Origin of the sequence: Mesorhizobium sp. B2-3-13, assembly GCF_006442195.1 — a bacterium.
Classification (GTDB): Bacteria; Pseudomonadota; Alphaproteobacteria; order Rhizobiales; family Rhizobiaceae; genus Mesorhizobium; species Mesorhizobium salmacidum.
Window position 1 is genome coordinate 81,277 of the sequence record NZ_VFVQ01000021.1, and the last position, 26,205, is coordinate 107,481.

Below are 26,205 nucleotides of genomic sequence, written 5' to 3' on the forward strand. Positions count from 1 at the left end.
TACAAAATCAGAGGAAACCCCTGAAATCAATAAAGCTGATCCGTTGCTCGATAGAAATTTTCTATCAAGCTCTTCCGCCTCAATTCTCTAGCCTAGCGGTGGGCGCGGAAATCGTCTGCCAGCGCCATCGCCTCGTCCAGCAGCGCCTGCACCAGCGGCGTGTGCGGCTCACGCGGCGCGGCGACCAGCCCTACCGTGTGGCTGGCATCGGGCTCGACGATCGGAATGGCACGGATCGGTTCGGAAAAACCGAATGTTTCCGCAAGGTTGAGCGGCATGATCGACGACCATTTGCCGGTCCGGATGTGCGAGAACAGCACGATCATCGAGTTCGATTCCAGCGTCGGCCGCACCTGCACGCCGGCTTCCGCCAAGTGCTGGTCGATGATGCGGCGGTTCTGCATGTCCGGCGTCAACAGGCACAGCGGCAAATGACTGATCTCCGCCCATGTCACTTTGTCGCGGTCCGAATAGGGATTGCCGATAGCGGTGATCAACTGGTAGCGCTCGTCATAAAGCGGCACGCTGGTCACCCGCCCGAGCGGCTCGTTGTCAAGATAGGTGATGCCGGCATCGACATCGAAATTGCCGAGCAGCGACAGCACTTCGATCGAGGTTCGCGACAGCACCGAAAAAGTGACACCGGGGTGCTTGTCTCGAAAGGGCGTCGTCAATCGGGCCACCATGGCCAACGCTGTCGGGATAGCGGCAATGCGGATGCGGCCGGAAAGGCCGTGGCGGGCGGCGCGCATCTCCTCGCGCATGGTCCTGGAGTCGCCGACGATGCGGCGCGCCCAGACCAACACCTGCTTGCCCTCCGGCGTCAGCCCCTGAAAGCGCGAGCCGCGATTGACCAGCATGACGCCGAGCTGGCCCTCGAGCTGTTTGATCCCGGCCGACAGGGTCGGCTGCGTAACCCCGCACGCTTCAGCCGCCCGGCCGAAATGCTCCTCCTTGGCCAGTGCGATGAAGAATTCCAGCTTGTCGATCATAGGTGAAGCTAACCGGCGCAGCCGCACCGCGCCAGATGGTTGCTGCTACAGCTAACAATCGTGCCCCCCAACCGTTGCGCAATCGCAAAAAACTACCTGTCGACGAGATTCAGGATGTTGCCGTCCGGATCCTTGAACCAAGCGACCTTCATACCCTGCCCGACATGGACATCGCCTTCCAGCGTCAAACCGGGCATCTCGTAGTGTTCAAAGACGACGCCCTTCGATTTCAGCGCGGCGACGACAGTGCCGATCGCGTCGCCGACCGTCCACGTCACCGCTGTCGCCTTGTTGGTTCCGGCGAACTGGGAGCGATAGACATTGATGGTGGTGTTGCCGCTTTTGTACACGATCAGTTCGCCGCCCTCATCGTGCACCTGTTTCAGGCCGAGCGTTCCCGCATAGAAAGCCTTTGCCTTGGCCAGATCCCTGACCGCGAGATTGGCCGTTGCGTTGCTGTTTTCAAGCATGATCGTCTCCTTTCCTGATTGTTCCCTCGTCATTGAACCTGTCCGCGTCGAACGTGCCATTGCTGAAGTAGGGTCGCCCAGCCGCTTGACGAGCGTCAATGACATGCGCGTTGCTCCAAGTTGTGACTTCAAACGGCGCCGATCCACATCTTTCAGCCGGCTTACTGTTTCCTGCGGGCGCGTGCGGCGCTATGTGGATGCAACTGGTGCGCAGGGAGGGACGAACATGCTGGGCTGGTTCCGCAAGCTGTTGCCGCGCGAAGATCGCTTCTTCGACCTGTTCGAACAGCATTCCCGTACCGTGGTCGCCGGCGCCGAGGCACTCCAGCTGCTTCTCCAGGGCAAGGATATCGAACGCAGGTGCCGGGAGATCATCGATCTCGAAAACGAGGCGGACGACATAACCGCGCAGGTGCTGCTTGCGGTGCGGCGGTCTTTCATCACGCCTTTCGACCGCGGCGACATCAAGGATCTGATCCAGTCGATGGATGATGCCATCGACACGATGCACAAGACCGTCAAGACGGTGCGGCTGTTCGAAAAGCACGAATTCGATCCGCTGATGCAGGAAATGGGTGGCGTCATCGTCGACGCTGCCAAGCTGGTCGCCGAGGCGATCCCGCTGCTCGCCAAGGTCGGCGCCAACAGCGCACGCCTCAATGAACTCGCCGAGGAGGTCATGCGTGCCGAGGACCGGGCCGACGACCTGCATGAGCAGGGTTTGAAGGACCTGTTCAAGCGCCACAATGGCGGTGACGCGATGGCCTATTTGATCGGCTCGGAGATCTATGGCCAGCTCGAGAAGGTGGTCGACCGTTTCGAGGACGTCGCCAACGAGATCAGCGGCATCGTCATCGAGAACGTCTAGGCGATGGAAGCGACCATCGCCTTTCCCCTGCTCGCCGGCCTCGTTGCCGTGGCGCTGTTCTTCGATTTTCTCAATGGCCTGCACGACGCCGCCAACTCCATCGCCACCATCGTCTCCACGCGGGTGCTGCGGCCTCATTATGCGGTGCTGTGGGCAGCCTTCTTCAATTTCATCGCCTTCCTGTTCTTCGGCCTTCATGTCGCCGAGACCGTCGGCAAGGGCATCGTCGACGTCGGCGTCGTCACGCCGGCGGTGATCTTCTCGGCGCTGGTCGGCGCCATTGTCTGGAACATCGTAACCTGGATCGCCGGTGTTCCGTCGAGCAGCTCGCACGCGCTGATCGGCGGGCTGGTCGGGGCCGGGGTCGCGAAGGCGGGCTTCGGCGCCATCGTCTGGTCGGGCCTCGGCAAGACCGTCGCCGCGATCGTGCTGTCGCCAGCAACCGGTTTCGTCCTGGCGCTTCTCCTGGTCCTGGTGGTTTCATGGCTGTTCGTGCGCCAGACGCCATTCGCCGTCGACAGCACATTTCGCGTCCTGCAGTTCTTTTCGGCCTCGCTCTATTCGCTCGGCCATGGCGGCAACGACGCCCAGAAAACCATGGGCATCATCGCCGTGCTGCTCTATTCGCAAGGCATGCTCGGCACCTCGTTCCATGTGCCATTGTGGGTTGTCCTCACCTGCCAGTCGGCGCTGGCCCTGGGCACGCTTTTGGGCGGCTGGCGCATCGTCCATACAATGGGCTCGAAGATCACGCGCCTCAATCCGATGCAGGGCTTCTGCGCCGAGACCGGCGGCGCGATCACCCTGTTCGCCGCCACCTGGCTCGGCATCCCGGTTTCGACCACGCACACCATCACCGGTGCCATCATCGGAGTCGGCGCTGCCCGCCGGGTTTCCGCAGTCCGCTGGGGCATCGCCGGCAACATCGTCGTCGCCTGGGTCGTGACCTTGCCCGCGACGGCGGCGATTTCCGCTCTCACCTACCTGGCGCTCAGCCTGGCCCGGTGATGTCGCGGCGTGGCGCTTGGACCAGCCGCCGATCTGCACTATGTGAGCAGCACCTTAAGCCGAGGAAGAATTGTTATGGCCGTCACCAAGGAAATCGTCGTCGAGCGCCTGAAGACCGTCAACGGGCCGGACTTCACCGGCAACATCGTCGATCTCGGCATGGTTTCGGAGATTTTCATCGCCGATTCGAAAGTCTTCTTCTCAATCACCGTTCCCGCCGCGCGGGCCCAGGAGATGGAGCCGTTGCGCGCCGCCGCCGAGCGGGTGGTGAAGGCCATTCCCGGCGTCGCCGGTGCGGTCGTCGCGCTGACGGCTGAAAAGAAAGGCGGCGGCATGGAGGCGCCGGTTCCATCGCGTCCCGCACCCAGGCCGGCTCCGCCCGCCGCCGCACCGCGGGCGGCTCCGCATGCTCCTGCTTCTCAGAGCCATGGCAAGCGCGGCGTCCCCGGCATCGAGGCGATCATCGCGGTTGCTTCGGGCAAGGGCGGCGTCGGCAAGTCGACCACGGCCGTCAATCTGGCGCTCGGCCTTGCCGCCAACGGCTTGCGGGTCGGCGTGCTCGATGCCGACATCTATGGCCCGTCGATGCCCAGGCTGCTCAACATCCATGGCCGGCCGCAGACGGTCGACGGCAAGATCCTGAAACCCATGGAGAATTACGGCCTCAAGGTGATGTCGATGGGGTTCCTCGTCGATGAGGAGACGCCGATGATCTGGCGCGGGCCGATGGTGATGTCGGCGCTCACCCAGATGCTGCGCGAAGTCGAATGGGGGCGGCTCGACGTGCTTGTCGTCGACATGCCGCCCGGCACCGGCGATGCCCAGCTCACCATGGCCCAGCAGGTGCCGCTGGCCGGCGCGGTCATCGTCTCGACGCCACAGGACCTGGCGCTGATCGACGCCCGCAAAGGTCTCAATATGTTCAAAAAAGTCGATGTGCCGCTGCTCGGCATTGTCGAGAACATGAGCTACTTCCTCGCCCCTGACACCGGCAAGCGCTACGATATTTTCGGCCATGGCGGCGCGCGCCGCGAGGCCGAGAGGCTGGGCGTCACCTTCCTCGGCGAGGTGCCGCTGGAAATGGGCATTCGCGAAAGCTCGGACGCCGGCACGCCGGTGGTCGTCTCGAAACCGGATGGCGCCGAAGCGAAAATCTATCGCGATATCGCTTCCAAGGTTTGGGACAGGGTCAATGAGGAACGCGGCGCGGCCGAAGCGGCGGTGCCAAACATCGTGTTTGAGTGACCCCTCAAGAATCAGCCGCCCACTTTTTCGCCGAATGCCGAAAAGAACTGTCCGGCCAGTTTCTTCGAGGTCGATTCGATCAGCCGGCTGCCGAGCTGCGCGATCTTGCCGCCGACTTCTGCCTTGGCCGCATATTTGAGGACCGTCGCGTCCGGCCCGTCGGCGGTGAGGGTGACGTCGGCACCGCCCTTGGCGAAGCCGGCAATGCCACCCTTGCCTTCGCCCTGGATGGTATAGGCATGCGGCGGCTTGAGATTCCTGAGCGTCACTTCGCCGTTGAAGGTCGCCTTGATCGGACCGATTTTCAGCACCACCGTTGCCGCCATCTCGGTCGCCGATTTCATTTCCAGGCTCTGACAGCCCGGAATGGCGTCCTTCAGGACGATTGGGTCATTCAGCGCTTCCCACACTTTCTGCACGGGTGCGGCGATACGTTCCTCGCCCTCGATCACCAAAGCCATCTAAACCTCCCCCATCGCCAATGTCGGATTGGTCGTAGCGCGCGGTTCGATAGCTGTCTATCGCACCAAAGTCCGGATTCAGATCACGCGTGCCCCTTGCCTGCATCCGCGCGTTGTCATATCGATTTGTCATACAAATACGGAGACCATGATGGCCGGCGCCCCCACGAAAAAGAAAAAGTTCCGCTCGCAGGAGTGGTTCGACAATCCCGACAATCCGGGTATGACGGCGCTCTATCTCGAGCGCTACCTGAATTACGGGCTGACGCGCGCCGAGCTGATGTCGGGCAAACCGCTGATCGGCATCGCCCAGACCGGCTCTGATCTCTCGCCTTGCAACCGGCACCACATCGAGCTCGCCAAGCGCGTGCGCGAAGGCATCGTCTCGATGGGCGGCATTCCTTTCGAATTCCCCTGTCACCCGATCCAGGAGACCGGCAAGCGGCCGACCGCGGCCCTTGACCGCAACCTTGCCTATCTCAGCCTTGTCGAAGTGCTCTACGGCTATCCGCTCGACGGCGTCGTGCTGACCATCGGCTGCGACAAGACCACGCCTGCCTTGCTGATGGCGGCGGCGACCGTCAACATCCCGGCCATCGCGCTGTCGGTCGGCCCGATGCTCAATGGCTGGCATAAGGGCAAGCGCACGGGCTCGGGCACCATCGTCTGGGAATCGCGCCAGCGCCTGTCGGCCGGCGAGATCGACTATGACGAGTTCATGGACATTGTCGCCTCCTCGGCGCCGTCCACGGGCTACTGCAACACGATGGGCACCGCCACCACGATGAATTCGCTGGCCGAGGCGCTCGGCATGCAGCTGCCCGGTTCGGCCGCCATCCCGGCGCCGTACCGCGAGCGCGGCCAGATCGCCTATGAGACGGGAAAGCGCATCGTCGACATGGTGCACGAGGATCTGAAACCGTCCGACATCATGACCCGCGCGGCCTTCGAAAACGCCATCGTCGTCAATTCGGCGATCGGCGGCTCCACCAACGCGCCGATCCATCTCAACGCGATCGCCCGCCATCTCGGCGTACCGCTCGACAATGACGACTGGCAGAACGTCGGCCTCAACGTGCCGCTCATCGTCAACCTGCAGCCGTCGGGCGAATATCTCGGCGAAGATTATCACCACGCCGGTGGCGTGCCGGCGGTCGTGGCCGAACTGATGAAGGCCGGAATGCTGCCGCATCCCGATGCCCTGACCGTCAACGGCAAGTCGATCGGCGCCAACTGTGAGGGCGTCGCCAACGAGAACACCGACGTCATCCGCACCGTGGCCGAGCCGCTGAAGGCCAATGCCGGCTTTATCAACTTCAAGGGCAATCTGTTCGATTCGGCGATCATGAAGATGAGCGGCATCTCGCCGGAATTCCGCGAGCGCTATCTGTCGAACCCGAATGATCCGGAAGCCTTCGAGGGCAACGCCATGGTCTTCGATGGCCCGGAGGATTACCACGCCCGCATCGACGACCCGGCGCAAGGCATCGACGAGCACACCATCCTGTTCATGCGCGGCGCCGGTCCCGTCGGCTATCCCGGCGGCGCCGAGGTCGTCAACATGCAGCCGCCGGCTTACCTTATCAAGAAGGGTATCCACGCGCTCGCCTGCATCGGCGACGGCCGCCAGTCCGGCACGTCGGGCTCGCCGTCGATCCTGAATGCCTCGCCGGAAGCCGCGGTCGGTGGCGGTTTGGCGTTGCTCAAGACCGGCGACCGCGTCCGCATCGACCTGCGGAAAGGCACCGCGAACATCCTCGTCAGCGACGACGAGATCACGCGGCGGCGCGCCGAGCTGCAGAAAGATGGCGGCTATCATTATCCCCAGCACCAGACGCCATGGCAGGAGATCCAGCGCGGTATGGTCGACCAGTTCTCGGCCGGCATGGTGCTGAAGCCGGCGGTGAAATACCAGGATGTCGCGCACACCATGGGTGTGCCTCGCGACAATCACTGATTATTCCCGGAATAATCATCGATTATTCCCGCAATAATCATCGATTATTCTTCGGAATAGTCATCGATTATTCCTGGCTGGTCACAGATGATGAATGGGCGAACACCGGCGGCTTGATCGATCAGGCCGCCGGTCCCCCGCCATAGGCCGGGAACGCTCGGTCCTTGACAAGCCTGCCCAACAATTCCACGATCATGCCAAGGGGTGCATCGCGACGACCCCGTGAGGCGTCAGCCCAATGTTCGCGTCCAGGCTTCTCTGTTCAGGAGGTGGACGCCATGCCGTCAACAACCGCTATCACCGTACAGCAACTATCCCGTCTGATTGGTCTGCCCGGCGCACCTGTGGTCGTCGATGTCCGCATCGATGACGATTACGACGCCGATCCGCGCCTGCTGCCGGCCTCGCACCGGCGCAACTTCAAAACCGTCTCGGCCTGGGCAGCCGACCTTGCCGGCAGCCAAGTGGCCGTCGTCTGCCAGAAGGGGCAAAAGCTCTCGCAGGGCGTGGCCGCCTGGCTGCGGCACCAGGGCGTTGCCGCCGAATCCCTCGAAGGCGGTTTCGAGGCCTGGCGCGATGCCGGCGGCCTTCTGGTCCGCTCCGACAAGATACCGTCCCGCGATGAAAAAGGCCGCACCGTCTGGGTGACGAGGGCTCGCCCCAAGATCGACCGCATCGCCTGCCCCTGGCTGATCCGGCGTTTCATCGATCCGCATGCGGTCTTTCTCTTTGTCGAGGCGGCCGAAGTGCCTGCTGTCGCCGACCGCTTTCAGGCCGTGCCCTTCGACATCGACAATGTATTCTGGAGCCATCGTGGCGAACGCTGCACGTTCGACGCGATGATCGAGGAGTTCGGGCTGGAATCCCAGGCGCTCGATCGCCTTGCCACGATCGTGCGCGCGGCCGACACCGCCCGCCTTGACCTGGCTCCCCAGGCCGCCGGATTTCTCGCCGCCTCGCTTGGTCTGTCACGCATGTTCCGCGACGATCTGGAGCAGCTGGACGCCGGCATGATGCTCTATGACGCGTTCTTCCGCTGGTGCCGCGACGCCACCGACGAGACGCACAACTGGCCGGGTGGGGTGAAGCCGTCATGAGCAGCCTCATATCGGGGAAAGAGCCCGACATCGTCGTGGCGCCGGCGGTCCCGGGCTTCCGCGAAGCCACGAAACTCTGGGCAAAGATCGGATTGCTGAGCTTCGGCGGGCCAGCGGGGCAGATCGCGCTCATGCACAAGGAGCTGGTCGAGGAGAGGCGGTGGATCGGCGAACAGCGTTTCCTGCATGCCTTGAACTACTGCATGCTGCTGCCCGGTCCCGAGGCCCAGCAGCTCGCCATCTATATCGGTTGGCTGCTGCACAGGACGATCGGCGGCCTTGTCGCCGGTGTCCTGTTCGTGGTGCCCGGCGCACTCGTCATGCTCGCCTTGAGCATCTTCTATGCGCTCTATGGCGATGTGCCGCTGGTCGCGGCGCTGTTCTTCGGTGTCAAGGCGGCAGTGCTCGCCGTTGTCGTGGAGGCGGTGATCCGCATCGGCCGCCGCGCCTTGAAGAACCGGGTGATGGTGGCGATCGCGGTTTGCGCATTTCTTGGCATCTATGTGCTCAGCATCCCGTTCCCGCTCATCGTGCTGATTGCAGGTCTGGTGGGATGGCTTGGAAACCGCGTCGCGCCGGCCCTGTTTTCCGGTGCGGCGCACGGCAAGAACGACACTCCCGATATCAGGGGCGCGGTCGACCTGATGTTCGAACGCGGCGAACTGGCTCACACCCGGCCGACACGATGGCATGCGCCGCGCACCGTCGCGATCTGGCTGCCGATCTGGCTCGGGCCGGTTCTGTTGCTCTGGGCGCTCACCGGTACAAGCAGCGTGTGGACGCAGATCGGCGGGTTCTTCAGCCTCATGGCGGTCGTCACCTTCGGCGGCGCCTACGCGGTTCTTGCCTATGTCGCACAGGCCGCCGTCGAATCGTTCGGCTGGCTCGCGCCCGGCGAGATGGTCGATGGCCTCGGGCTTGCCGAAACCACGCCGGGGCCGCTCATTCTGGTTTTGCAGTTTGTCGGCTTCATCGCCGCGTTTCGCCACGCCGGCTCGCTGAACCCGTTGCTCGGCGGATCGCTTGGAGCGCTGCTGACCTTGTGGGTTACGTTCACGCCCTGCTTCTTCTGGATATTCCTCGGCGCGCCCTATATCGAGGCTCTGCGCGGCAACAAGGTGTTGTCGGCCGCACTGGGCGCGATCACCGCCGCTGTTGTCGGCGTCATCATGAACCTTGCTCTGTGGTTTGCCTTGCACGTCGTCTTCCGCGAGGTGCAGATGACGGGCCTTGGCATGAATGTGCCGGTGCTTTCGTCGATCGACTGGCGAGCCGCGCTGCTTTCCCTGGCCGCCATGGTCGCCATCCTGAAGTTGAAAACCGGTGTGCTGGCGACGCTTGCGGGGTGTGCTCTTGCCGGCGTGTTGCTGTTGGCGGCGGGCAACTAGATATTCCGCTTCCTTTGTATTCCGCTTCCGAACCACCTAACTGGTGGAAAACGGATTGGACCATCAATGGCGGGACGACGCTCCTCCCTCGGCTTTCTCGGCATGTTCGGCCGCTCGGGTGATTTGCGGCAGCTCGATGCCGCCTTGCGTGGTGCCGACCTGCATCCCGCCCTCGTCCCCGAAGGGGTGAAACTCACCATCGTCAATCTGATGAAGGACCACTGGCCCGAGGAGCCGCCACCACAGGCCTATCCGCAGGTGGCGAACCTGTTCAGCTATTGCATCGCCGGACCGGAAACCTTCGAGCGTGCGCAAGGTCCGCAACAGCGGCTCGACGCGGAGCGCCGGATCGAGGCGGCTCTCGAAACTGGCGACAGCTTCGATGCGCGGATCGTGCTGATGGCACTGCACGCCAAGCTGATCAACGCCGAAGTCGTCGAACGCTACGGGCTGGCTGCCGACTAGATTGTTTGACGGCAGCGGGCTTAACCGCCCATGCCGCCGCGCGGCAGCTTGATCATGTCGCCGAAGCGGGCACGTAATTTGTCGTCGAGCAGCTTCGGCACATGGCGCGGAAAGCGTTCGGCAAGGACGCGCTTCTTCTCGATGATCGCGCGCTGCAGGATGTCGGGCCGACCCTTCTCGTTCCACTCCTTCGGCGAAAAGCGATCGCCGACGGCAGGATAGAAATACTCGGTCTGCATCAGTCGCAGCGTCTGTTCGTTGCCGAGATAGTGCCCCGGGCCTTTCAGGCAGACATCGGCGATGGTGTCGATCGACAGCGCTTCGTCGGTCACCTCGATGCCGCGCACGCAGCGCAGGCAATGGCCGAGCATGTCGTTGTCGATGATCAGGCTTTCAAGGCAGAAGCCGAGCAGCGAGGCATGCATGCCGGCCGATTCGTAGACCAGGTTAAGCCCGGCAAGGCCCGCCATCACGTCGGTGATGCCCTTTTCATAGCCGGATTGGATGTCGGGCAGTTTCGAATCCGTCATGCCGGCGGCTGAACCGCCCGGCAAATCGTAGAATTGCGCCATCTGAGCGCAGGCCGCGGTCAGCACGGCCTGCTCGGCGGAGCCGCCCGACATGGCGCCTGTGCGCAGGTCCGATACGAAGGGCCATGTGCCGAAGATCGCCGGATGTCCTGGCTTGATGGCGTTGACATAGACCAGGCCGGCCAGCACTTCGGCGACCGCTTGTACCACGGCGCCGGCAATCGCCGCCGGTGCCGTGGCTCCGGCCTGTCCCGCCGACAGCAGAAGGATCGGAATGCCGCCCTCGACGCAGGCCTCGAGCACGCCGCAGGCATCCTCGGCGAATTTCATCGGCGGCACGACGAAGCAGTTCGAGTTCGACACGAACGGCCGGGCGCGGAAATTCTCCTCGCCGCCGGCAATGGCATAGAGCATTTCGAGCGCCGGCTGCACGTTCTCGCGCACCGTAAACGAGGTGCCGACATGCTTGGACGTGCCCATCACGCAGGCGTAGAGCGTGTTGAAGTCCATTTCGAGCGGATCGGGAATGTCGCGCGGCACCATCGGCCGCTGGAAGAAATGGATGTTGTCGAGCCCTTCGACGATGCGGGCGGCGTCATAGATGTCCTGCAGCAGCGACTCGCGATATTCGCGCTTCTCGACATCGACCAGATGAACCGCGGCGCCGGCCGTTCCGTAATGCACGCGCTTGCCCTGGATCACCATGTCGTGTTTGGGATCCTGGCCGTGCAAGGTGAAATTCCGTGCCGCCTTCTTGACCGTCTCGAGCACCAGCGCGCGCGGGAACCGGATGCGGCCATCGTCGCCATAGGTGGCGCCGGCCTGGGTCAGCGCCTCGATGCAGGAGGGAATGGCGTTGGCGAAGCCGACTGTCTCCAGAAGCGTCAGCACCGCTTCGTGAATGCGCTCGCGATCATTGCCCTTGAGTGGTCCGTAGCTGCCACCCTCAAGCCCGGCGCGCACCGGCTTGATGTCGTCGGCCAATGGCGCTGCCCGCATCGCGCGGCGCGCTTCGCGTCCGCCGGAGCGGCGCGAGCGTTGATCCGCTGCCGCTTCCTGTTTTTCAAGAACCACAGACATCGAAGCACTCCACCTTTCACGAGAAACAGCGCGGCGGTTGGTCCACCATCGGCTGCTTCTTCCCCTTTGTGCCACGACTATGCCGCCGGCATTGGCACAGCCTATGAGCCAGCTGGTCCGGTTGCATATGCCAGAGCTAAAGGAGCCGAAGCCGCTATTGCGCGGCTCCGGTCAGTGGAATCAGGCGGCTGCGGGCCTGCGGCCAGCAGCGGTGGCCAGTTCCCGGATTCCGGGCTCGATGTGCTGCAGCGCGATCGAGGAAATGCCCAACCGCATGAAACGCGAAGGCTTTTCGGTGCGGTCGAAGAACCGGTCGCCCGGCTCGATAATGACGCTGCGCGAGGCCGCGGCCTCGGCCAAACCGCGCGAATCGGTGCCGCGTGGCCCCTCCAGCCAAAGCGACGTGCCGCCGGCCGAATCCGTCGAGCGCCACTCCGGCAAGAAGGCGGAAATCGCATGGACCAGACGCTTGCGCCGCTCGTCGAAGGCGCTCGACAGCCGCCGCACCAGTGCTTCGTGATGGCCGAGCGACAGGAACAGCGCCACGGCGCGCTGGTTGTTCGCCGGCGGATGGCGCAGCATGAAGCGCCGCAGTGCCCTGAGTTCGGCGATTAGTCCAGCCGAGGCCACGATGTAGCCAAGCCGCAGACCGGGGGCCAGCGTCTTCGACATCGAGCCGACATAAACGACACGGCCGGAGCGGTCGAGGCTCTTCAGCGCCTGCTGAGGCGCCTCGTCGAGAAGTTGGCTGTCATAGCCGTCCTCGATGATGATCTGGTTGTGCCGGTTGGCGCGCGCCAGAAGATCCTGCCTCCGCTCCGCCGACAACGGCACCATGGTCGGGCAATGATGGCTCGGCGTGACGAAGACGAAGCCGGAATCATTGGGAATAGAAGAGGTTACGATGCCGGACTGGTCGACCGGCACCGGCTCGATGTCGGCGCCGGCGAGCCGGAAGATCGAGCGCGCGTCGGGGTAGCCCGGATCTTCCATCGCCACTTTCGAGCCCTTGGTCATCAAGAGCGAAGCGAGCATGTAGAGCGCATTCTGGGCGCCCAGCGTGACGATGATCTCGTCGGGATTGGCGAAGATGCCGCGCCTGGGCAGCAGCCGGGCCTGGATCTGCTCGATCAGCAGCGGATCGTCGCGGTCAACCATGTCGGACGCCCAGTTGCGGATCTCCAGCACGGCCAGCGCCATGCGGTTGCACTCGCGCCACTCGGCGGTCGGGAACAGCGCCGGGTCGAACTGGCCGTAGACGAAGGGATAGGACGACTTGATCCAGTTCTCGTGCTTGGCCGGCGGCGGCATGTCGCTGGCGGCGATCTGCCGGCGTGCCTTCCAGTCGATCTCATTGGCTTGGTCGGGCGCCTTCTGGTGCGGCTTGGCCGGTGTCGCCAGCACGTCCGGATTGACGAAATGGCCGCGCCGCTCGCGCGCCACCAGGAAACCCTGGTCGACGAGCTGCTGGAAGGCCAGCACCACCGTTCCGCGCGCCACGCCGAGTTTTTCGGCCAGGATCCGGCAGGAGGGAAGCGGCATCGAAGCGGCGATCTGGCGGTCGAGAATGGCGGCCACGATGGCTTGGCGGATCTGCGCCTGCAGGGTCTGGCCGGATTCAGCCGAAATCCGGAACAGGCCGGACCATATCGCCGTGTCGTTTCTCTGTGGCATGGAAGATGTTCCTCGATGGCCAGCTTTTTTCGCTTGGCTGGACCAGCCGAACGTAGCCGTGGCACAAGGGGTTGCGCCAATCAATTTTTCTGATCTTTGGGATTTATGCCAGTGATCCTTCAGGCCCGAAACACAGGACGCTGGCGCCTCGCTGCTCGATACCTGCTGATACATTGTGTCATCGCATCGTGATGCGCTGCGTCATCGCCGCGTATTGACCGCATGGAATTCGGCTCAATAGTTTCGGCGCGACGACACGCGCCGGAAACATCCGGTCTGATATGGTGCGTCCAAAACGCCAGGAGTCCCCCGCCAGTGGATCAGTCAGCCTTCCAGAAACAGCTTGCCGCCCTGCGCGATCATCGCGCCGCCGCACCTGGCGACATGCGCCAGGTCTTCGCCGCCGATCCGCAGCGCTTCAAGACATTCTCCACCACCGATGGCGATCTCCTGCTCGACTGGTCGAAATGCGCCGTCGACGCGGCGACCATGGATCTCCTGGAAAAGCTCGCCGCCGCCGCCGATCTCGAAGGCCGCCGCGCCGCCATGTTCGCCGGCAAGAAGATCAACGTCACCGAAGACCGCGCCGTTCTGCACACGGCACTGCGAAACCTCAGCGGCAAGGGTGTCACGGTCGACGGCCAGGACGTCAAGGCCGATGTCATTTCCGTGCTCGAGGCCATGGGCGCCTTCGCCGATGCCATCCGCTCCGGCAAGGCGACAGGCGCCACCGGCAAGAAGATCACCGACATCGTCAATATCGGCATCGGCGGCTCGGACCTTGGTCCGGCCATGGCGACGCTGGCGCTCGCCCCCTATCATGACGGCCCGCGCGCGCACTACGTCTCCAACATCGACGGCGCCCATATCCACGACACGCTGAAGGGATTGTCCGCCGAAACCACGCTGTTCATCATCGCCTCCAAGACCTTCACCACGGTCGAGACGATGACCAATGCGCAGACCGCGCGGCAATGGATGGAGAAGGCTTTGGGCAAGGAGGCCGTGGGCAAGCATTTCGCTGCCGTCTCGACCGCGCTCGACCTGGTGGCCAGATTCGGCATCGAGCAGGATCGCGTCTTCGGCTTCTGGGACTGGGTCGGCGGCCGCTATTCGCTGTGGGGCGCGATCGGCCTGCCTGTCATGATCGCCATAGGCCGGCGTAATTTCCGCGCCTTCCTCGACGGCGCACACGAGATGGACGAGCATTTCCGCACCGCGCCGCTCCGGAAGAACCTGCCGGCGCTCCTGGGGCTTGTCGGCTGGTGGCACCGCGTGATCTGCGGCTACCCGGCCCGCGCGGTCATCCCCTACGACCAGCGTTTGTCCAGGCTGCCGGCCTATCTGCAGCAGCTCGACATGGAATCGAACGGCAAGAGCGTCACCCTTGAGGGCACTGCGGTGACGACGCCGACCGGGCCGCTGGTCTGGGGCGAGCCGGGCACCAACGGGCAGCACGCCTTCTTTCAGCTGCTCCACCAGGGCACCGATTTGATCCCGGTCGAGTTCCTCGCCGCCGCCGTCGGCCACGAGCCTGATCTCAAGCACCAGCATGACCTGCTGCTCGCCAACTGCCTGGCGCAGTCGGAAGCCTTGATGAAGGGCCGCACGCTGGAGGAGGCGCGCGCGCAGATGCTGGCCAAGGGCATGAAGCCGGCCGACGTCGACCGTATCGCGCCGCATCGTGTCTTCTCGGGCAATCGGCCCTCGGTGACCATCCTCTACCGTAAGCTCGACCCGCGCACCTTCGGCCGGCTGATCGCGCTCTACGAACACCGCGTCTTCGTCGAGGGAACGCTGTTCAACATCAACTCCTTCGACCAGTGGGGCGTCGAGCTCGGCAAGGAACTTGCCACCGGCCTCCTGCCTGTCGTGGAAGGCACGGAAAGTGCCGCCAAGCGCGACGCGTCGACCGCTGGCCTTGTGGGATACATCCACCAATTGCGTGGTTCGGAGTGAAAAGTTTGGCAGACATCAAGGGCATATTGTTCGACAAGGACGGGACACTTGTCGATTTCAACGCGACCTGGCTCGGCGTGGCCGATTTCATGGCCATGGACGCAGCCGAGGGCGACCGCTGGAAGGCCGACAGGTTGCTCGCGGCCGCCGGCTTCGATTTCGCCAACCGGCGCTTCAAACCCGATTCCATCTTTGCCTCCGGCACCAATCTCGACGTTGTCGAACTGTGGTTTCCCCGCCTGTCCAACGAGGATCAGATGCTTGCCGTCGCCCGCTTCAACGAGATCACCTCGGTGCAGGGCTCGGCGATGGCGGTGGCGCTGCCCGGCATTGTCGACACGCTGGCTCTGCTGCACAAGCGATCCTACCGGCTTGGCGTCGCCACCAACGATTCGACCACCGGGGCGGAGAAGACCTTGGTCACGCTCGGCGTCGCGCAACTGTTCGACGCCGCCTATGGTTATGACGCGGTGGCCAACCCCAAGCCAGCTCCCGACACCATCCAGGCCTTTTGCGATCTTACCGGGCTGAAGCCGGCGGAGATCGCCATGGTCGGCGATAACAGGCACGATCTCGAAATGGCGCGTGCCGGCGGCTGCGGCCTCGCGGTCGGCGTGCTTTCCGGCACCGGCACCCGCGAATCGCTGGCCGAGATCGCCGACCTCGTCCTGGATTCGGTTGCCGACCTGCCGGATCTCCTTTCGGCGCGGGTCAAGGAGACGGCTTGATCGGCAGGCCGGCGTACTGTTCGGTCTGGAGGCGAAAGACAGCGCTCGGCTTCAGCGCGGCGTCTTTCGCCTCGCCGAAATCCGGCACCTTGTATTCGGCAAGCAGCCGCAGCCGCGAGCGCGGCAGATAGGCCCGGCCCGGATCGCCGACCAGCACCTCGATGCCGGCGGCGAGGCAGCGGTCGAGGAAAGGCATCATCCCCAGGGCGACACTCTGACCGTAGAAAACGTCGCCGGCGAGCACCAGGTCCACGGCGGGCGGTGCCCCGGTGGTGATGTCGTCCCCCATCATCGTGATCGTGACGCTATTGGCCGCTGCGTTCAGCGCCAGCGCGGCGATGCCGTTGCGGTCGATCTCGGCGGCCATCACCTCACGCGCGCCGGCTTTCGCGGCGGCGATGCCGACAAGGCCGGACCCGGCTCCGAGGTCGAGCACGCGGCGGCCGGCCACGATCTTCGGATGGTCGAGGATGTAGCGCGCCAGCACGGCGCCGCCGGCCCACGCATAGGCCCAGTAGGGCGGCTGCGGTTCCCGCGTCTCATCGCCATCCTCTTCAGGGTCGACGAGGCGTCTCAAGCCGCTGCCCGGGTGAGCGGTGTACAGCTGGATTTCGGGAAGCGCTGGTACCGGGACAAGGCGCATATTCGCCTTGATGAACGCTGCCGGGTCCAGGCGGAGGTGCCGGCCTGGCAAATCGTTGTCCGGCGCCTCGCCGTCGGCAGGACTGTCACGCACTACTCGCGCAAAGCCCGCCGCAGGATCTTGCCGACCGGCGTCTTCGGCAATTCGGTCCTGAACTCGATGTATCTGGGACGCTTGTAGCCGGTCAGGTTCTCACGGCAAAAGGCGGTGATGGCTTCGGCCGTCAGGGCCGGATCCTTCTTGACGATGAACAGCTTCGGCACTTCGCCCGAATGCTCGTCCGGCACGCCGATCGCCGCCACTTCGAGCACGCCGGGATGGGCCGCCACGACCTCCTCGAGTTCGGTCGGATAGACGTTGAAGCCGGAAACGAGGATCATGTCCTTCTTGCGATCGACGATCTTGGTGTAGCCGCGTTCGTCCATGAAACCCATGTCGCCCGATTTGAAGAAGCCGTCCTCGGCCATCACCTTGGCGGTCTCGTCCGGCCGGTTCCAGTAACCCGCCATCACCTGCGGTCCCCTGATGCAGATCTCGCCGACCTCGCCGAGCGGCACGTTGTTGCCGTCGTCGTCGCGGATGGCGATTTCGGTCGAGGGCAGCGGCAGGCCGATGGTGCCGGTGAAGTCGCCGGAACTGAATTTGTTGGCCGTCGCCACCGGCGAGGTCTCCGAAAGGCCGTAGCCTTCGCTGATCGGGCACCCGGTCAGCGCCTTCCAGCGCTCGGCGACGCCCTTCTGCACCGCCATGCCGCCGCCCAGCGTCAAGAGCAGCGGCTTGAAGTCGAGCTTGCGGAAGTCCTCATTGTTGAGCAGCGCGTTGAACAGCGTGTTGAGGCCCGGAAAGATATGGATCGGATACTTGCCCATTTCCTTGATGAAGCCGGGAATGTCGCGCGGATTAGGGATCAGTATGTTCTGGCCGCCCATTTGCATGCCCATCAGCGCATTCACCGTCAGCGCGAAGATATGGTAGAGCGGCAATGCGCAGACGAGGTTGAGATGCCCCGGCTTTGGCTTGACGGTGTAGGCGTCCTGCAGCCACAGCGCATTCTGCGCGACATTGGCCAGTACATTGCTGTGCGAGAGGGTCGCGCCTTTCGAGATTCCGGTGGTGCCGCCGGTATATTGCAGGAAGGCGACATCACTGGCGGCCACCGTGGCCGGCTTGAAGGCCATGCCGCGGCCAGCCTTCAGGGCCGCATTGAACTTGACATGGCCGGGCAATGACCAGGCCGGCACCATTTTCTTGACGCGGCGCACGACCAGATTGACGATCGAGCCCTTCAGGCCGCCGAGCAGGTCGCCCATGGCGGCGACTATGACATGCTTGACCGAGGTCCTGGCGACGACCGCCTGCAAGGTGTTGGCGAAGTTTTCGAGGATGACGATGGCCTGCGCCCCGGAATCCTTGAGCTGATGCTCCAGTTCGCGCGGCGTGTAGAGCGGATTGACGTTCACCACCGTGAAGCCGGCGCGGGCGACCGCCATCATCGCCACGGGATACTGCAGCACGTTCGGCATCATCAGGGCGACGCGCGCCCCCTTCTGCAATCCGGTGGACTGCAGATAGGCACCGAAGGCCGCCGATAGCTGTTCGAGTTCAGCGTAGGTGATTGACTTGCCCATGCAGGTGAAAGCCGGCTGACCGGCGAACTGCTTGCAGGCGCCAACGAGGAAGTCGCCGATGGAACTGTAGGGAAGGGCGCCGATCTCGGCCGGCATGTTCTTGGGATAGCTGTTGAGCCATGGCTTTTGCGGCAGGCCGGCGGCGAGTTCGGTGAGCGCCTTCGGCAGCCGCTGGCTGGCCGGGGTCGCCGGTTTCGATAGAGGTGCAGCCTTCGCTGGTGGCGAACTCTTCGTCGTTCCGGCCTTGCCCGATTCGGCCTTGGTCGCGAACGCCTTTGCCGGCGCGGCTTTCGTCGCCGGCTTCTTGCTGGCGGTGGCCGCTGCTTTCGCCGTGGGGGTGCTCTTGGCGGGTTTGGCCGCCGCTTTCGCGGCTGCGGCTTTGCCTTGCCCACCGGCTGGTTTCGAGACCGCCTTGGCCGACGCCTTCACTGGCGCCTTCGATGCTTTTGCCACCCGTTCCTCCTCGACAACCCTGGTCGCCCGTTTCTCGTTGGGCCGCGCCGCGCCGCCTCCGATTGATGGAGACGTCCTCCGCTGCCGCCAGCATGTGCACCTATGTATTGCCTCTATCGGCGACGGTGCAAGTCTTGCCCTTGCGGCAAGACCCCGAAAGATTTGCCGTCGGAAATCGTTCCCGCCGGCTGTACTTGGAACCGGCATTTTTTCCGCATTGATGGCCGGATGAAGACGGCGCGCGGCACCCTTGGTGCCGGACGTCGGATCAATAAAAAAATGCGGTCGTTAATAATATCGTGAATAGAAAAAACTGCTAATTTTTTCTGCCATTTAGCAGAATCGCGGATTTTTTTCCTGCTTCCCGCGGGGTAAGCAAACGGGGTGTTCCAAAGCCGGAAAAACGGTGCTTATATGCGCGCTTCGCGAGCCTGATAGAGGGGCTTGGAAGAACATCAGGGAGTGCTCAATGAAAAAGAAATTGACTTTTGCAGCCGCGTTGCTGGCTGCAAGCGTCCTGGGCGGCGTGGCCAACGCGAAAACTCTGGTCTATTGCGCGGAGGCGTCGCCGGAAGGTTTCGATCCGGCGCCGTACACTGCGGGACAGACGTTCGATGCGTCCTCGCGTACCGTCTTCAACCGCCTCGTCGAATTCGATCACGGCAAGACCTCGGTCTCGCCCGGCCTTGCTGACAGCTGGGCGATTTCCGACGACGGCAAGGAATATACTTTCAAGCTGCGCAAGGGCGTCAAGTTCGCGCCCACCGACTACTTCACCCCGACGCGCGACCTGAACGCCGACGACGTGGTGTTCTCGTTCCAGCGCCAGGTCGACAAGAACGGCCCCTGGTTCCAGTACATACCGGGCATTGCCTATCAGTATTACAATGATCAGTTCGGCGACAACATCACCAAGGTCGAGAAGGTCGACGACCTCACGGTGAAGTTCACCCTCAAGGAGCCGGCGATCACCTTCATTCCGACGCTAGGCATGGATTTCGCCTCGATCGTCTCGAAGGAATATGCCGACAAGCTGCAGGCCGACAAGACGCCTGAATTGTTCAACCAGAAGCCGGTCGGCACCGGCCCGTTCATCTTCGTCGACTACCAGACCGACGCCGCCATCCGCTACAAGGCCAACCCGGACTATTGGGGCGGCAAGCAGAAGATCGACGATCTGGTCTTCGCCATCACCACCGATCCGGCGGTGCGCGCGCAGAAGCTGAAGGCGGGCGAATGCAACATCATGTCCTACCCGGCGCCGGCCGACATCGCCGGCTTGCAGGCGGATCCGAACCTGACGGTCGCGGAGCAGGAAGGCCTCAACGTCGGCGCGCTGATGTACAACACCCAGCAGAAGCCGTTCGACGACGTGCGCGTCCGCAAGGCGCTCAACATGGCCATCAACAAGAAGGCCATTATCGACGCCGTGTTCCAGGGCGCCGGCCAGGTGGCGATCAACCCGATCCCGCCGACCATGTGGTCCTACAACAAGGACGTGAAGGACGATCCGTACGATCCGGACGCGGCCAAGAAGATGCTTGAAGAGGCCGGCGTCAAGGACCTCAAGATGAACGTCTGGGCCATGCCCGTGTCGCGTCCGTACATGCCGAACGCGCGCCGCACCGCCGAGCTGATCCAGGCCGACTTCGCCAAGGTCGGCGTCACCGTCAACATCGTCAGCTATGATTGGGGTGAATACCTCAAGCGCGCTTCGGCGGTCGATCACGACGGCGCCGTCATCGTCGGCTGGACCGGCGACAATGGCGATCCGGACAACTTCCTCGGCGTGCTCCTGAGCTGCGCTTCCGTCGGTTCGAACAACCGCGCGGAATGGTGCAACAAGGACTTCGATGCGCTCATCAACAAGGCCAAGACGGTTTCCGATCAGGCCGAGCGCACCAAGCTCTACGAACAGGCACAGGTCATCTTCAAGGAGCAGGCACCGTGGGCGACGCTCGCCCACTCCAAGGTGTTCATGCCGATGCAGAAGACAGTCTCCGGCTTTGCGATGGATCCGCTCGGCATCCATCGCTTTGACGGCGTCGATATCGCCGAATAAGGTTCGCGAAACGGGACGGCGCCACAGGGCGCCGCCCCACCTCGCCCGCCATGCTGCGTTATATCCTCGGCAAGCTCGCCCTCATCATCCCGACCTTCATCGGGATAACCATCCTCGCTTTCGGCTTCGTGCGCATCCTGCCCGGTGATCCGGTGCTGGTGCTTGCGGGCGAACGTGGCCTGTCGCCCGAACGCCACACGGCGCTGATGCATCAGTTCGGTTTCGACCTGCCGATCTGGCAACAATATCTGACCTATCTGGCCAACATCCTCGGTGGCGATTTCGGCACCTCGTTTTCCACCAAGACGCCGGTGCTCAAGGATTTCCTCGTGCGGTTCCCGGCGACTGTCGAACTCGCCATCTTCGCCATGATCTTCGCCATCATCTTCGGTGTCGCCTTCGGCATTTTCGCCGCAATCCGCCGCGGCTCCTGGTTCGACCAGCTGACCATGGGCACCGCGCTCGCCGGCTATTCCATGCCGATCTTCTGGTGGGGCCTGCTGCTGATCATCATCTTCTCCGGTACGCTGCACTGGACACCGGTCTCGGGCCGCATCGACCTTCTCTACTTCTTCAAGCCGGTGACCGGCTTCATGACCATCGATTCCCTCATCTCGGGCCAGAAGGGCGCCTTCCGCTCGGCGGTGTCGCACCTCATTCTGCCCACCATCGTGCTCGGCACCATTCCGCTGGCGGTCATCGCCAGGCAGACGCGCTCGGCCATGCTCGAAGTGCTGGGCGAGGATTATGTACGCACCGCGCGCGCCAAGGGCCTGGCGCCGCGCCGTGTCATCGGTCTGCATGCCTTCCGCAATGCGCTGATCCCGGTCGTCACCACCATCGGCCTGCAGGTCGGCACGCTGCTCACCGGCGCCATCCTGACCGAGAGCATCTTTTCGTGGCCGGGCATCGGCAAGTGGATGATCGACGCCATTTCCAAGCGCGACTATTTCACCGTGCAGGGCGGGTTGCTTTTGATCGCGCTGATCGTCATGTCGGTGAACCTTATCGTCGACGTGCTCTATGCCGTCATCAACCCGCGTATCCGGGCGAATTGACATGACCAATGAAGGCCCAGCCGCCATCGAAGCCGCGACCATCGTCAAGCCGCAGGACGCGCGGCTGCAGATGTTCGGCGAATTCTGGCACTATTTCTCGATCAACAAGGGCGCGGTGATCGGTCTCTTCGTCTTCGCCCTGCTGATCCTGATCGCCATCTTCGCGCCACTGCTCGCCCCGCATTCGCCGGACGATCAGTTCCGCGACTTCTTCCTGACGCCGCCGGCCTGGCAGACGGGCGGCAACGCGCAGTTCCTGCTCGGCACCGACGCCGTCGGCCGCGATATGCTTTCGCGCCTGATCTATGGCTCGCGCTTCTCGCTCGCCATCGGCTTCGTCGTCGTCACCACGGCGCTGATCTCCGGCGTCATCCTCGGCCTGCTCGCCGGGTACTGCCGTGGCTGGGTCGACACGCTGATCATGCGCATCATGGACATCATCCTGGCCTTCCCGTCGCTGCTGCTGGCACTGGTGCTGGTCGCGGTGCTCGGCCCTGGCCTCGTCAACGCCATGATCGCCATCGCCTTCGTGCTGCAGCCACACTTCGCCCGGCTGACCCGCGCTGCTGTAATGGCGGAGAAGACCCGCGAATATGTCGTCTCGGCCAAGGTCGCCGGCGCCAGCCATCTCAGGCTGATGCTGGTCACCATCCTGCCCAACTGTATCGCCCCGCTGATCGTGCAGGCGACGCTGTCCTTCTCCAACGCCATCCTCGAGGCGGCCGCACTCGGCTTCCTCGGTATGGGCGCGCAGCCGCCGACACCCGAATGGGGCACGATGCTCGCCGAAGCGCGCGAGTTCATCCTGCGCGCATGGTGGGTGGTGACCTTTCCCGGCCTCGCCATCCTGATCACCGTCTTTGCCATTAACCTGATCGGCGACGGCCTGCGCGACGCCCTCGACCCCAAGCTGAAGAGGTCGTGAGCATGTCCCTGCTTGAGATCAAGAACCTTACCGTTTCCTTCGACACCGCCGCCGGACCGTTCATGGCCGTGCAAGGCATCGATCTTTCGGTCGAGCCGCGCGAGGTGCTGGCCATCGTCGGCGAGTCCGGCTCCGGCAAGTCGGTGTCGATGCTGGCGGTCATGGGGCTGTTGCCAAACACCGCGACCGTCAAGGCCGACCGCATGGCCTTCGACGGCGTCGACCTGTTGAAGCTCAGCCCGTCCGAACGCCGCAAGATTGTCGGCAAGGAGATCTCGATGATCTTCCAGGAACCGATCGCCAGCCTCAACCCGTGCTTCACGGTCGGCTTCCAGATCGAGGAAGTGCTGCGCTTCCACATGGGCATGGATCGCGCCCAGCGCCGGGCCCGCGCCATCGAGCTGATGAAGCTGGTCGGCATTGCCGATCCGGAAGAACGGCTTAGCTCGTTTCCGCACCAGATGTCGGGCGGCCAGTGCCAGCGCGTCATGATCGCCATCGCCATTGCCTGCAATCCGAAGCTTTTGATCGCGGACGAGCCGACGACCGCGCTCGACGTCACCATCCAGAAGCAGATCCTCGATCTGCTCGTCTCGCTGCAGGCCAAATACGGCATGGGCCTGATCATGATCACTCACAATATGGGCGTGGTGGCCGAGACCGCCGATCGCGTCATCGTCCAGTACAAGGGCCGCAAGATGGAAGAGGCCGACGTGCTGTCGCTTTTTGAATCGCCGAAGAGCAATTACACCCGCGCGCTGCTGTCGGCGTTGCCGGAAAACGCCGTCGGCGACCGGCTGCCGACTGTTTCCGACATGCTGTTCGAGCCTGCCCCCTCGGCAGCGGGAGCCTCCGCATGAGCACCACGGTCCTCGAAGGCAAGAACATCGTTCGCGACTACCATATCGGCGGCGGCCTGTTCACCGGACCGCGCACCGTGCATGCGGTCAAGGGCGTCTCGTTCACGGTGGACAAGGGCAAGACGCTGGCCATCGTCGGCGAAAGCGGCTGTGGCAAGTCCACGCTCGCCCGCATCATCACCTTGATCGATCCCGCGACGTCAGGCGAATTGTTCATCGACGGCAACAAGGTCGACATCGCCAAGGGCGGATTGACGAAGGAGATGCGCCGCAAGGTGCAGATCGTCTTCCAGAACCCTTACGGATCGCTCAATCCGCGCCAGAAGATCGGCGACGTGCTGGGCGAGCCGCTGCTGATCAACACCGACAAGCCGGCCGCCGAACGGCGCGACCTCGCCATGAAGATGCTGAAGAAGGTCGGCCTCGGTCACGAGCACTACAACCGCTATCCGCACATGTTTTCGGGCGGCCAGCGCCAGCGCATCGCCATTGCCCGTGCGCTGATGCTGAACCCGAGCCTGCTGGTGCTGGACGAGCCGGTCTCCGCACTCGACCTGTCGGTGCAGGCGCAGGTGCTCAACCTGCTCGCCGACCTGCAGGATGAATTCCAGCTGACCTATGTCTTCATCAGCCACGATTTGTCCGTCGTGCGCTACATCGCCGACGACGTGATGGTGATGTATTTCGGCGAGGCGGTCGAATACGGCCCGCGCGACGAGGTCTTTTCAGACCCAAAGCACAGCTACACCAGGACGCTGTTCGCCGCGACACCGCGCGCCGATGTCGCGTCGATCAAGGCGAGGCTGGCGAAGAAGAAGGCCGCCTAGAGTCAAAACCCAACTGCTCTGAACGACCGAGTTTTACTCAAAGACGGCTTGCCATGACATGGACGACCGCTTTGCGCTCACGTCGGTCGTTGAGATACGCTGGTCGAAGCCTGAGAGCAGACATCACAAGCCGGAGGTCTCGACGGAGGCGCATCCGCCTGAACCACAATTGCTTCCCCGAACTGCGAACCTTAAAACCAACACTCGCTGGCAGAGGCAGTCGCTCACAACAAGCATGAATTATTGTCTTACCAGATAACGTTGTTGGCTACTGTCGGTTAGACCTGGTTAGCGAGCAATTCCCTGACGTCTTCTTCGACACCTTTCCATAACCGGACTTTGGCAGTTCGGTCCAGAACAGATACCGTTTGGGCAAATTATAGCGTGCAATCTTGTCGATTAGCCAAGCATCGATGTTTAGCTTTGCGACGTCGGTGCCAGCTGCCGCGACACATACGGCAACTCCGATTTCGCCGGCTGCACATGATCGGACCCGCATTCTTCCACTTCGTTGCTGTCGTAGGAAGGCGGCCTCATGCCAGCTTGTAGCGGCGTCCAGACATTGAGCCGCGCTGCACCAGCCTGTCGGGGCGAGTCGGAGGAGGGATCTGCCAACACAGTGCAGTCACTCAAATCGTTTGCTGAGCGGGTAAGTTCGCCGAAAAACTGCAGGGGCGTTGCCGATCGTGCTAACGTCAACCCCCGGACAGTACACCGCCATTTAAGGTGGCCAAGCGGGCAACTCGCGCAAGGTCCAGCTGTGCCACGTCCTTGACGGCGAGCAGCGCAGCGGCAATCGGTACCGCCAATAGGACATAGGCCAGGACCTCTATCGCCTTGTGGGCCAAGGGGAGGCGCCTGCGATGCTTCGGCCAACAATCGCAAGCGCCTCGCCCACGGCAGTCGCGCTTCGGCGCTAGGCGCTGCCCTGGTGGGCAAGCGGCAAAAGACATTCGTTATCCAGGGGAACAAGCGCCTTTCCGTCCGGGGGAGCGGACTCCGCTCGCCATCATACCAAGTCGAAGTCATTTGAGCCTAGACTTGCGAGGTTCACGTTGTAGAGACTGAGAATATCTCCAGTCAGTGTTTCGAAAACGACATCCGCATTTTGCTGCGTCGCATGATCCAAGATCTGAGGTGAAGCGAAAAGCTCATCGGGGATCCGAATTATATCGCTTCCCGGTGTGAAGTCTTTGATCACCGCGCTCCCGAAACCTGCCGAAAATACGAATGTGTCGCTACCTCCCTGGCCGGTCATGATGTCATTGGCGATTGCGTACAGAACGTTGGGCAGATCGTTGCCGTAGAGCCCGCTATCGTCACGGATGGCTTCGACTGAGCTTGTCAAAAAAATGCTGTCCCTCTGATCAGGGGAGAGCGTGAAGCCGCTGGCGACGAGGGTATCGTTGCCCTCTCCGCCATAGACATGGAACGCCGCGGCAACGTCGGCGACGGTGAAGGTGGTGCCGCCGGCATTGCTGCTCTCGATCCGGGAGCTGACAGTCATTCCCGACAGGTCGAGCGCGGCCTCCGCGGTGGTGAGCGTACCGCCACTGATGGAGCTGATGCCCGCCAGGTTCGCTTGGCCGACCTTGAGCGTGCCACCGATCGAGAAGGCCTCGATGTTGGAGATCGTCGTCGAAAACGGAACCGTGATGTCGAAGGAGCCATTAAACGCGACGGTGTCTTTTAGTGAATAGGTGAAACCATCCTCATTGTAGCTGCCCGTGCCACCATCGATCAGGCTACTCGTCTGAAGCTGCGCGGCATTGTTCAGGACAAAGATATCCTGGTTGGCATCGGCCCCGTGCAGGGCATAGGTGCCAT

Annotated in this window: 21 protein-coding genes and 1 pseudogene; 14 read left to right on the forward strand and 8 right to left on the reverse strand. The window is 63.0% G+C overall.

Annotated elements, in window-relative coordinates; all coding sequences use genetic code 11:
- Nucleotides 1–92 precede the first annotated feature (92 nt).
- Together FJ941_RS23150 and FJ941_RS23155 are read right to left on the reverse strand one after the other, a co-directional pair.
- A complete protein-coding gene (locus FJ941_RS23150; RefSeq protein WP_140509206.1) occupies nt 93–992 on the reverse strand; it encodes a LysR family transcriptional regulator in 900 nt (299 codons plus the stop codon).
- Between the two features lie 92 nt (nt 993–1,084).
- Complete coding sequence (locus tag FJ941_RS23155) at nt 1,085–1,462, reverse strand: VOC family protein (protein ID WP_027142152.1); 378 nt, start codon at nt 1,460–1,462, stop codon at nt 1,085–1,087.
- Between the two features lie 226 nt (nt 1,463–1,688).
- Here FJ941_RS23155 and FJ941_RS23160 point away from each other — a divergent pair, with 226 nt between their 5' ends.
- The 3 genes from FJ941_RS23160 to FJ941_RS23170 all read left to right on the forward strand — a co-directional run bounded on the left by FJ941_RS23160 (nt 1,689) and on the right by FJ941_RS23170 (nt 4,583).
- Complete coding sequence (locus FJ941_RS23160) at nt 1,689–2,330, forward strand: DUF47 domain-containing protein (protein ID WP_140509208.1); 642 nt, start codon at nt 1,689–1,691, stop codon at nt 2,328–2,330.
- 3 nt (nt 2,331–2,333) lie between these two features.
- Nucleotides 2,334–3,338 carry an inorganic phosphate transporter gene (locus FJ941_RS23165; protein ID WP_140509209.1) on the forward strand — a complete coding sequence of 335 codons (1,005 nt, stop codon included), beginning with the start codon at nt 2,334–2,336 and terminating at the stop codon, nt 3,336–3,338.
- Between the two features lie 75 nt (nt 3,339–3,413).
- Nucleotides 3,414–4,583 carry an Mrp/NBP35 family ATP-binding protein gene (locus FJ941_RS23170; protein WP_140509211.1) on the forward strand — a complete coding sequence of 390 codons (1,170 nt, stop codon included), beginning with the start codon at nt 3,414–3,416 and terminating at the stop codon, nt 4,581–4,583.
- An 11-nt stretch (nt 4,584–4,594) separates the two neighbouring features.
- Here FJ941_RS23170 and FJ941_RS23175 read toward each other — a convergent pair whose 3' ends face one another.
- The gene (locus FJ941_RS23175) at nt 4,595–5,044 is read right to left on the reverse strand and encodes a carbon monoxide dehydrogenase subunit G (protein WP_140509213.1); all 450 of its coding nucleotides are present in this window, start codon (nt 5,042–5,044) and stop codon (nt 4,595–4,597) included.
- A gap of 151 nt (nt 5,045–5,195) precedes the next feature.
- On the opposite strand from FJ941_RS23175, the gene FJ941_RS23180 reads away from it, so the two are divergent.
- The 4 genes from FJ941_RS23180 to FJ941_RS23195 all read left to right on the forward strand — a co-directional run bounded on the left by FJ941_RS23180 (nt 5,196) and on the right by FJ941_RS23195 (nt 9,951).
- The gene (locus FJ941_RS23180; protein WP_140509214.1) at nt 5,196–7,001 is read left to right on the forward strand and encodes an IlvD/Edd family dehydratase; all 1,806 of its coding nucleotides are present in this window, start codon (nt 5,196–5,198) and stop codon (nt 6,999–7,001) included.
- A 278-nt stretch (nt 7,002–7,279) separates the two neighbouring features.
- Nucleotides 7,280–8,098 carry a sulfurtransferase/chromate resistance protein gene (locus tag FJ941_RS23185; protein WP_140509216.1) on the forward strand — a complete coding sequence of 273 codons (819 nt, stop codon included), beginning with the start codon at nt 7,280–7,282 and terminating at the stop codon, nt 8,096–8,098.
- Nucleotides 8,095–9,486 (forward strand): chromate efflux transporter, encoded by a 1,392-nt coding sequence (chrA, locus tag FJ941_RS23190; RefSeq protein ID WP_140509218.1) that lies wholly within the window; start codon nt 8,095–8,097, stop codon nt 9,484–9,486. The genes FJ941_RS23185 and chrA overlap by 4 nt, the downstream gene beginning before the upstream one ends.
- Nucleotides 9,487–9,552: 66 nt before the next feature.
- Nucleotides 9,553–9,951, forward strand: coding sequence for a hypothetical protein (locus tag FJ941_RS23195; protein WP_140509220.1), 399 nt, complete (start codon nt 9,553–9,555; stop codon nt 9,949–9,951).
- 20 nt (nt 9,952–9,971) lie between these two features.
- On the opposite strand, the gene FJ941_RS23200 is transcribed toward FJ941_RS23195, so the two are convergent.
- Together FJ941_RS23200 and FJ941_RS23205 are read right to left on the reverse strand one after the other, a co-directional pair.
- Nucleotides 9,972–11,561 (reverse strand): trimethylamine methyltransferase family protein, encoded by a 1,590-nt coding sequence (locus tag FJ941_RS23200; RefSeq protein ID WP_140509221.1) that lies wholly within the window; start codon nt 11,559–11,561, stop codon nt 9,972–9,974.
- A 180-nt stretch (nt 11,562–11,741) separates the two neighbouring features.
- Nucleotides 11,742–13,235: a PLP-dependent aminotransferase family protein gene (locus FJ941_RS23205; RefSeq protein ID WP_015314107.1), complete on the reverse strand. Its 1,494-nt coding sequence runs from the start codon at nt 13,233–13,235 to the stop codon at nt 11,742–11,744.
- Nucleotides 13,236–13,550: 315 nt separating this feature from the next.
- On the opposite strand from FJ941_RS23205, the gene pgi reads away from it, so the two are divergent.
- A complete protein-coding gene (pgi, locus tag FJ941_RS23210) occupies nt 13,551–15,194 on the forward strand; it encodes a glucose-6-phosphate isomerase (protein WP_140509223.1) in 1,644 nt (547 codons plus the stop codon).
- A gap of 5 nt (nt 15,195–15,199) precedes the next feature.
- Complete coding sequence (locus FJ941_RS23215) at nt 15,200–15,922, forward strand: HAD family hydrolase (protein ID WP_140509225.1); 723 nt, start codon at nt 15,200–15,202, stop codon at nt 15,920–15,922.
- On the opposite strand, the gene FJ941_RS23220 is transcribed toward FJ941_RS23215, so the two are convergent.
- A complete protein-coding gene (locus FJ941_RS23220) occupies nt 15,906–16,565 on the reverse strand; it encodes a 50S ribosomal protein L11 methyltransferase (RefSeq protein WP_140509227.1) in 660 nt (219 codons plus the stop codon). The two genes, FJ941_RS23215 and FJ941_RS23220, sit on opposite strands and share 17 nt — an antisense overlap.
- Before the next feature lie 92 nt (nt 16,566–16,657).
- Complete coding sequence (locus tag FJ941_RS23225) at nt 16,658–18,646, reverse strand: long-chain fatty acid--CoA ligase (RefSeq protein ID WP_140509228.1); 1,989 nt, start codon at nt 18,644–18,646, stop codon at nt 16,658–16,660.
- 469 nt (nt 18,647–19,115) lie between these two features.
- On the opposite strand from FJ941_RS23225, the gene FJ941_RS23230 reads away from it, so the two are divergent.
- The 5 genes from FJ941_RS23230 to FJ941_RS23250 all read left to right on the forward strand — a co-directional run bounded on the left by FJ941_RS23230 (nt 19,116) and on the right by FJ941_RS23250 (nt 24,378).
- Nucleotides 19,116–20,708: an ABC transporter substrate-binding protein gene (locus FJ941_RS23230; RefSeq protein ID WP_140509230.1), complete on the forward strand. Its 1,593-nt coding sequence runs from the start codon at nt 19,116–19,118 to the stop codon at nt 20,706–20,708.
- 50 nt (nt 20,709–20,758) lie between these two features.
- Nucleotides 20,759–21,766: an ABC transporter permease subunit gene (locus FJ941_RS23235; RefSeq protein ID WP_140509232.1), complete on the forward strand. Its 1,008-nt coding sequence runs from the start codon at nt 20,759–20,761 to the stop codon at nt 21,764–21,766.
- Nucleotides 21,767–21,836: 70 nt separating this feature from the next.
- The gene (locus tag FJ941_RS23240; RefSeq protein ID WP_246672893.1) at nt 21,837–22,691 is read left to right on the forward strand and encodes an ABC transporter permease subunit; all 855 of its coding nucleotides are present in this window, start codon (nt 21,837–21,839) and stop codon (nt 22,689–22,691) included.
- Between the two features lie 2 nt (nt 22,692–22,693).
- Nucleotides 22,694–23,551, forward strand: a complete 858-nt coding sequence (locus FJ941_RS23245) for an ABC transporter ATP-binding protein (RefSeq protein ID WP_140509235.1) — start codon at nt 22,694–22,696, stop codon at nt 23,549–23,551.
- Nucleotides 23,548–24,378 (forward strand): dipeptide ABC transporter ATP-binding protein, encoded by an 831-nt coding sequence (locus FJ941_RS23250; protein ID WP_140509237.1) that lies wholly within the window; start codon nt 23,548–23,550, stop codon nt 24,376–24,378. Before FJ941_RS23245 ends, FJ941_RS23250 begins: the two co-directional genes overlap by 4 nt.
- Before the next feature lie 1,009 nt (nt 24,379–25,387).
- On the opposite strand, the pseudogene FJ941_RS29075 reads toward FJ941_RS23250, so the two are convergent.
- A pseudogene (locus FJ941_RS29075) lies at nt 25,388–26,205 on the reverse strand (hypothetical protein); the annotation flags it as partial.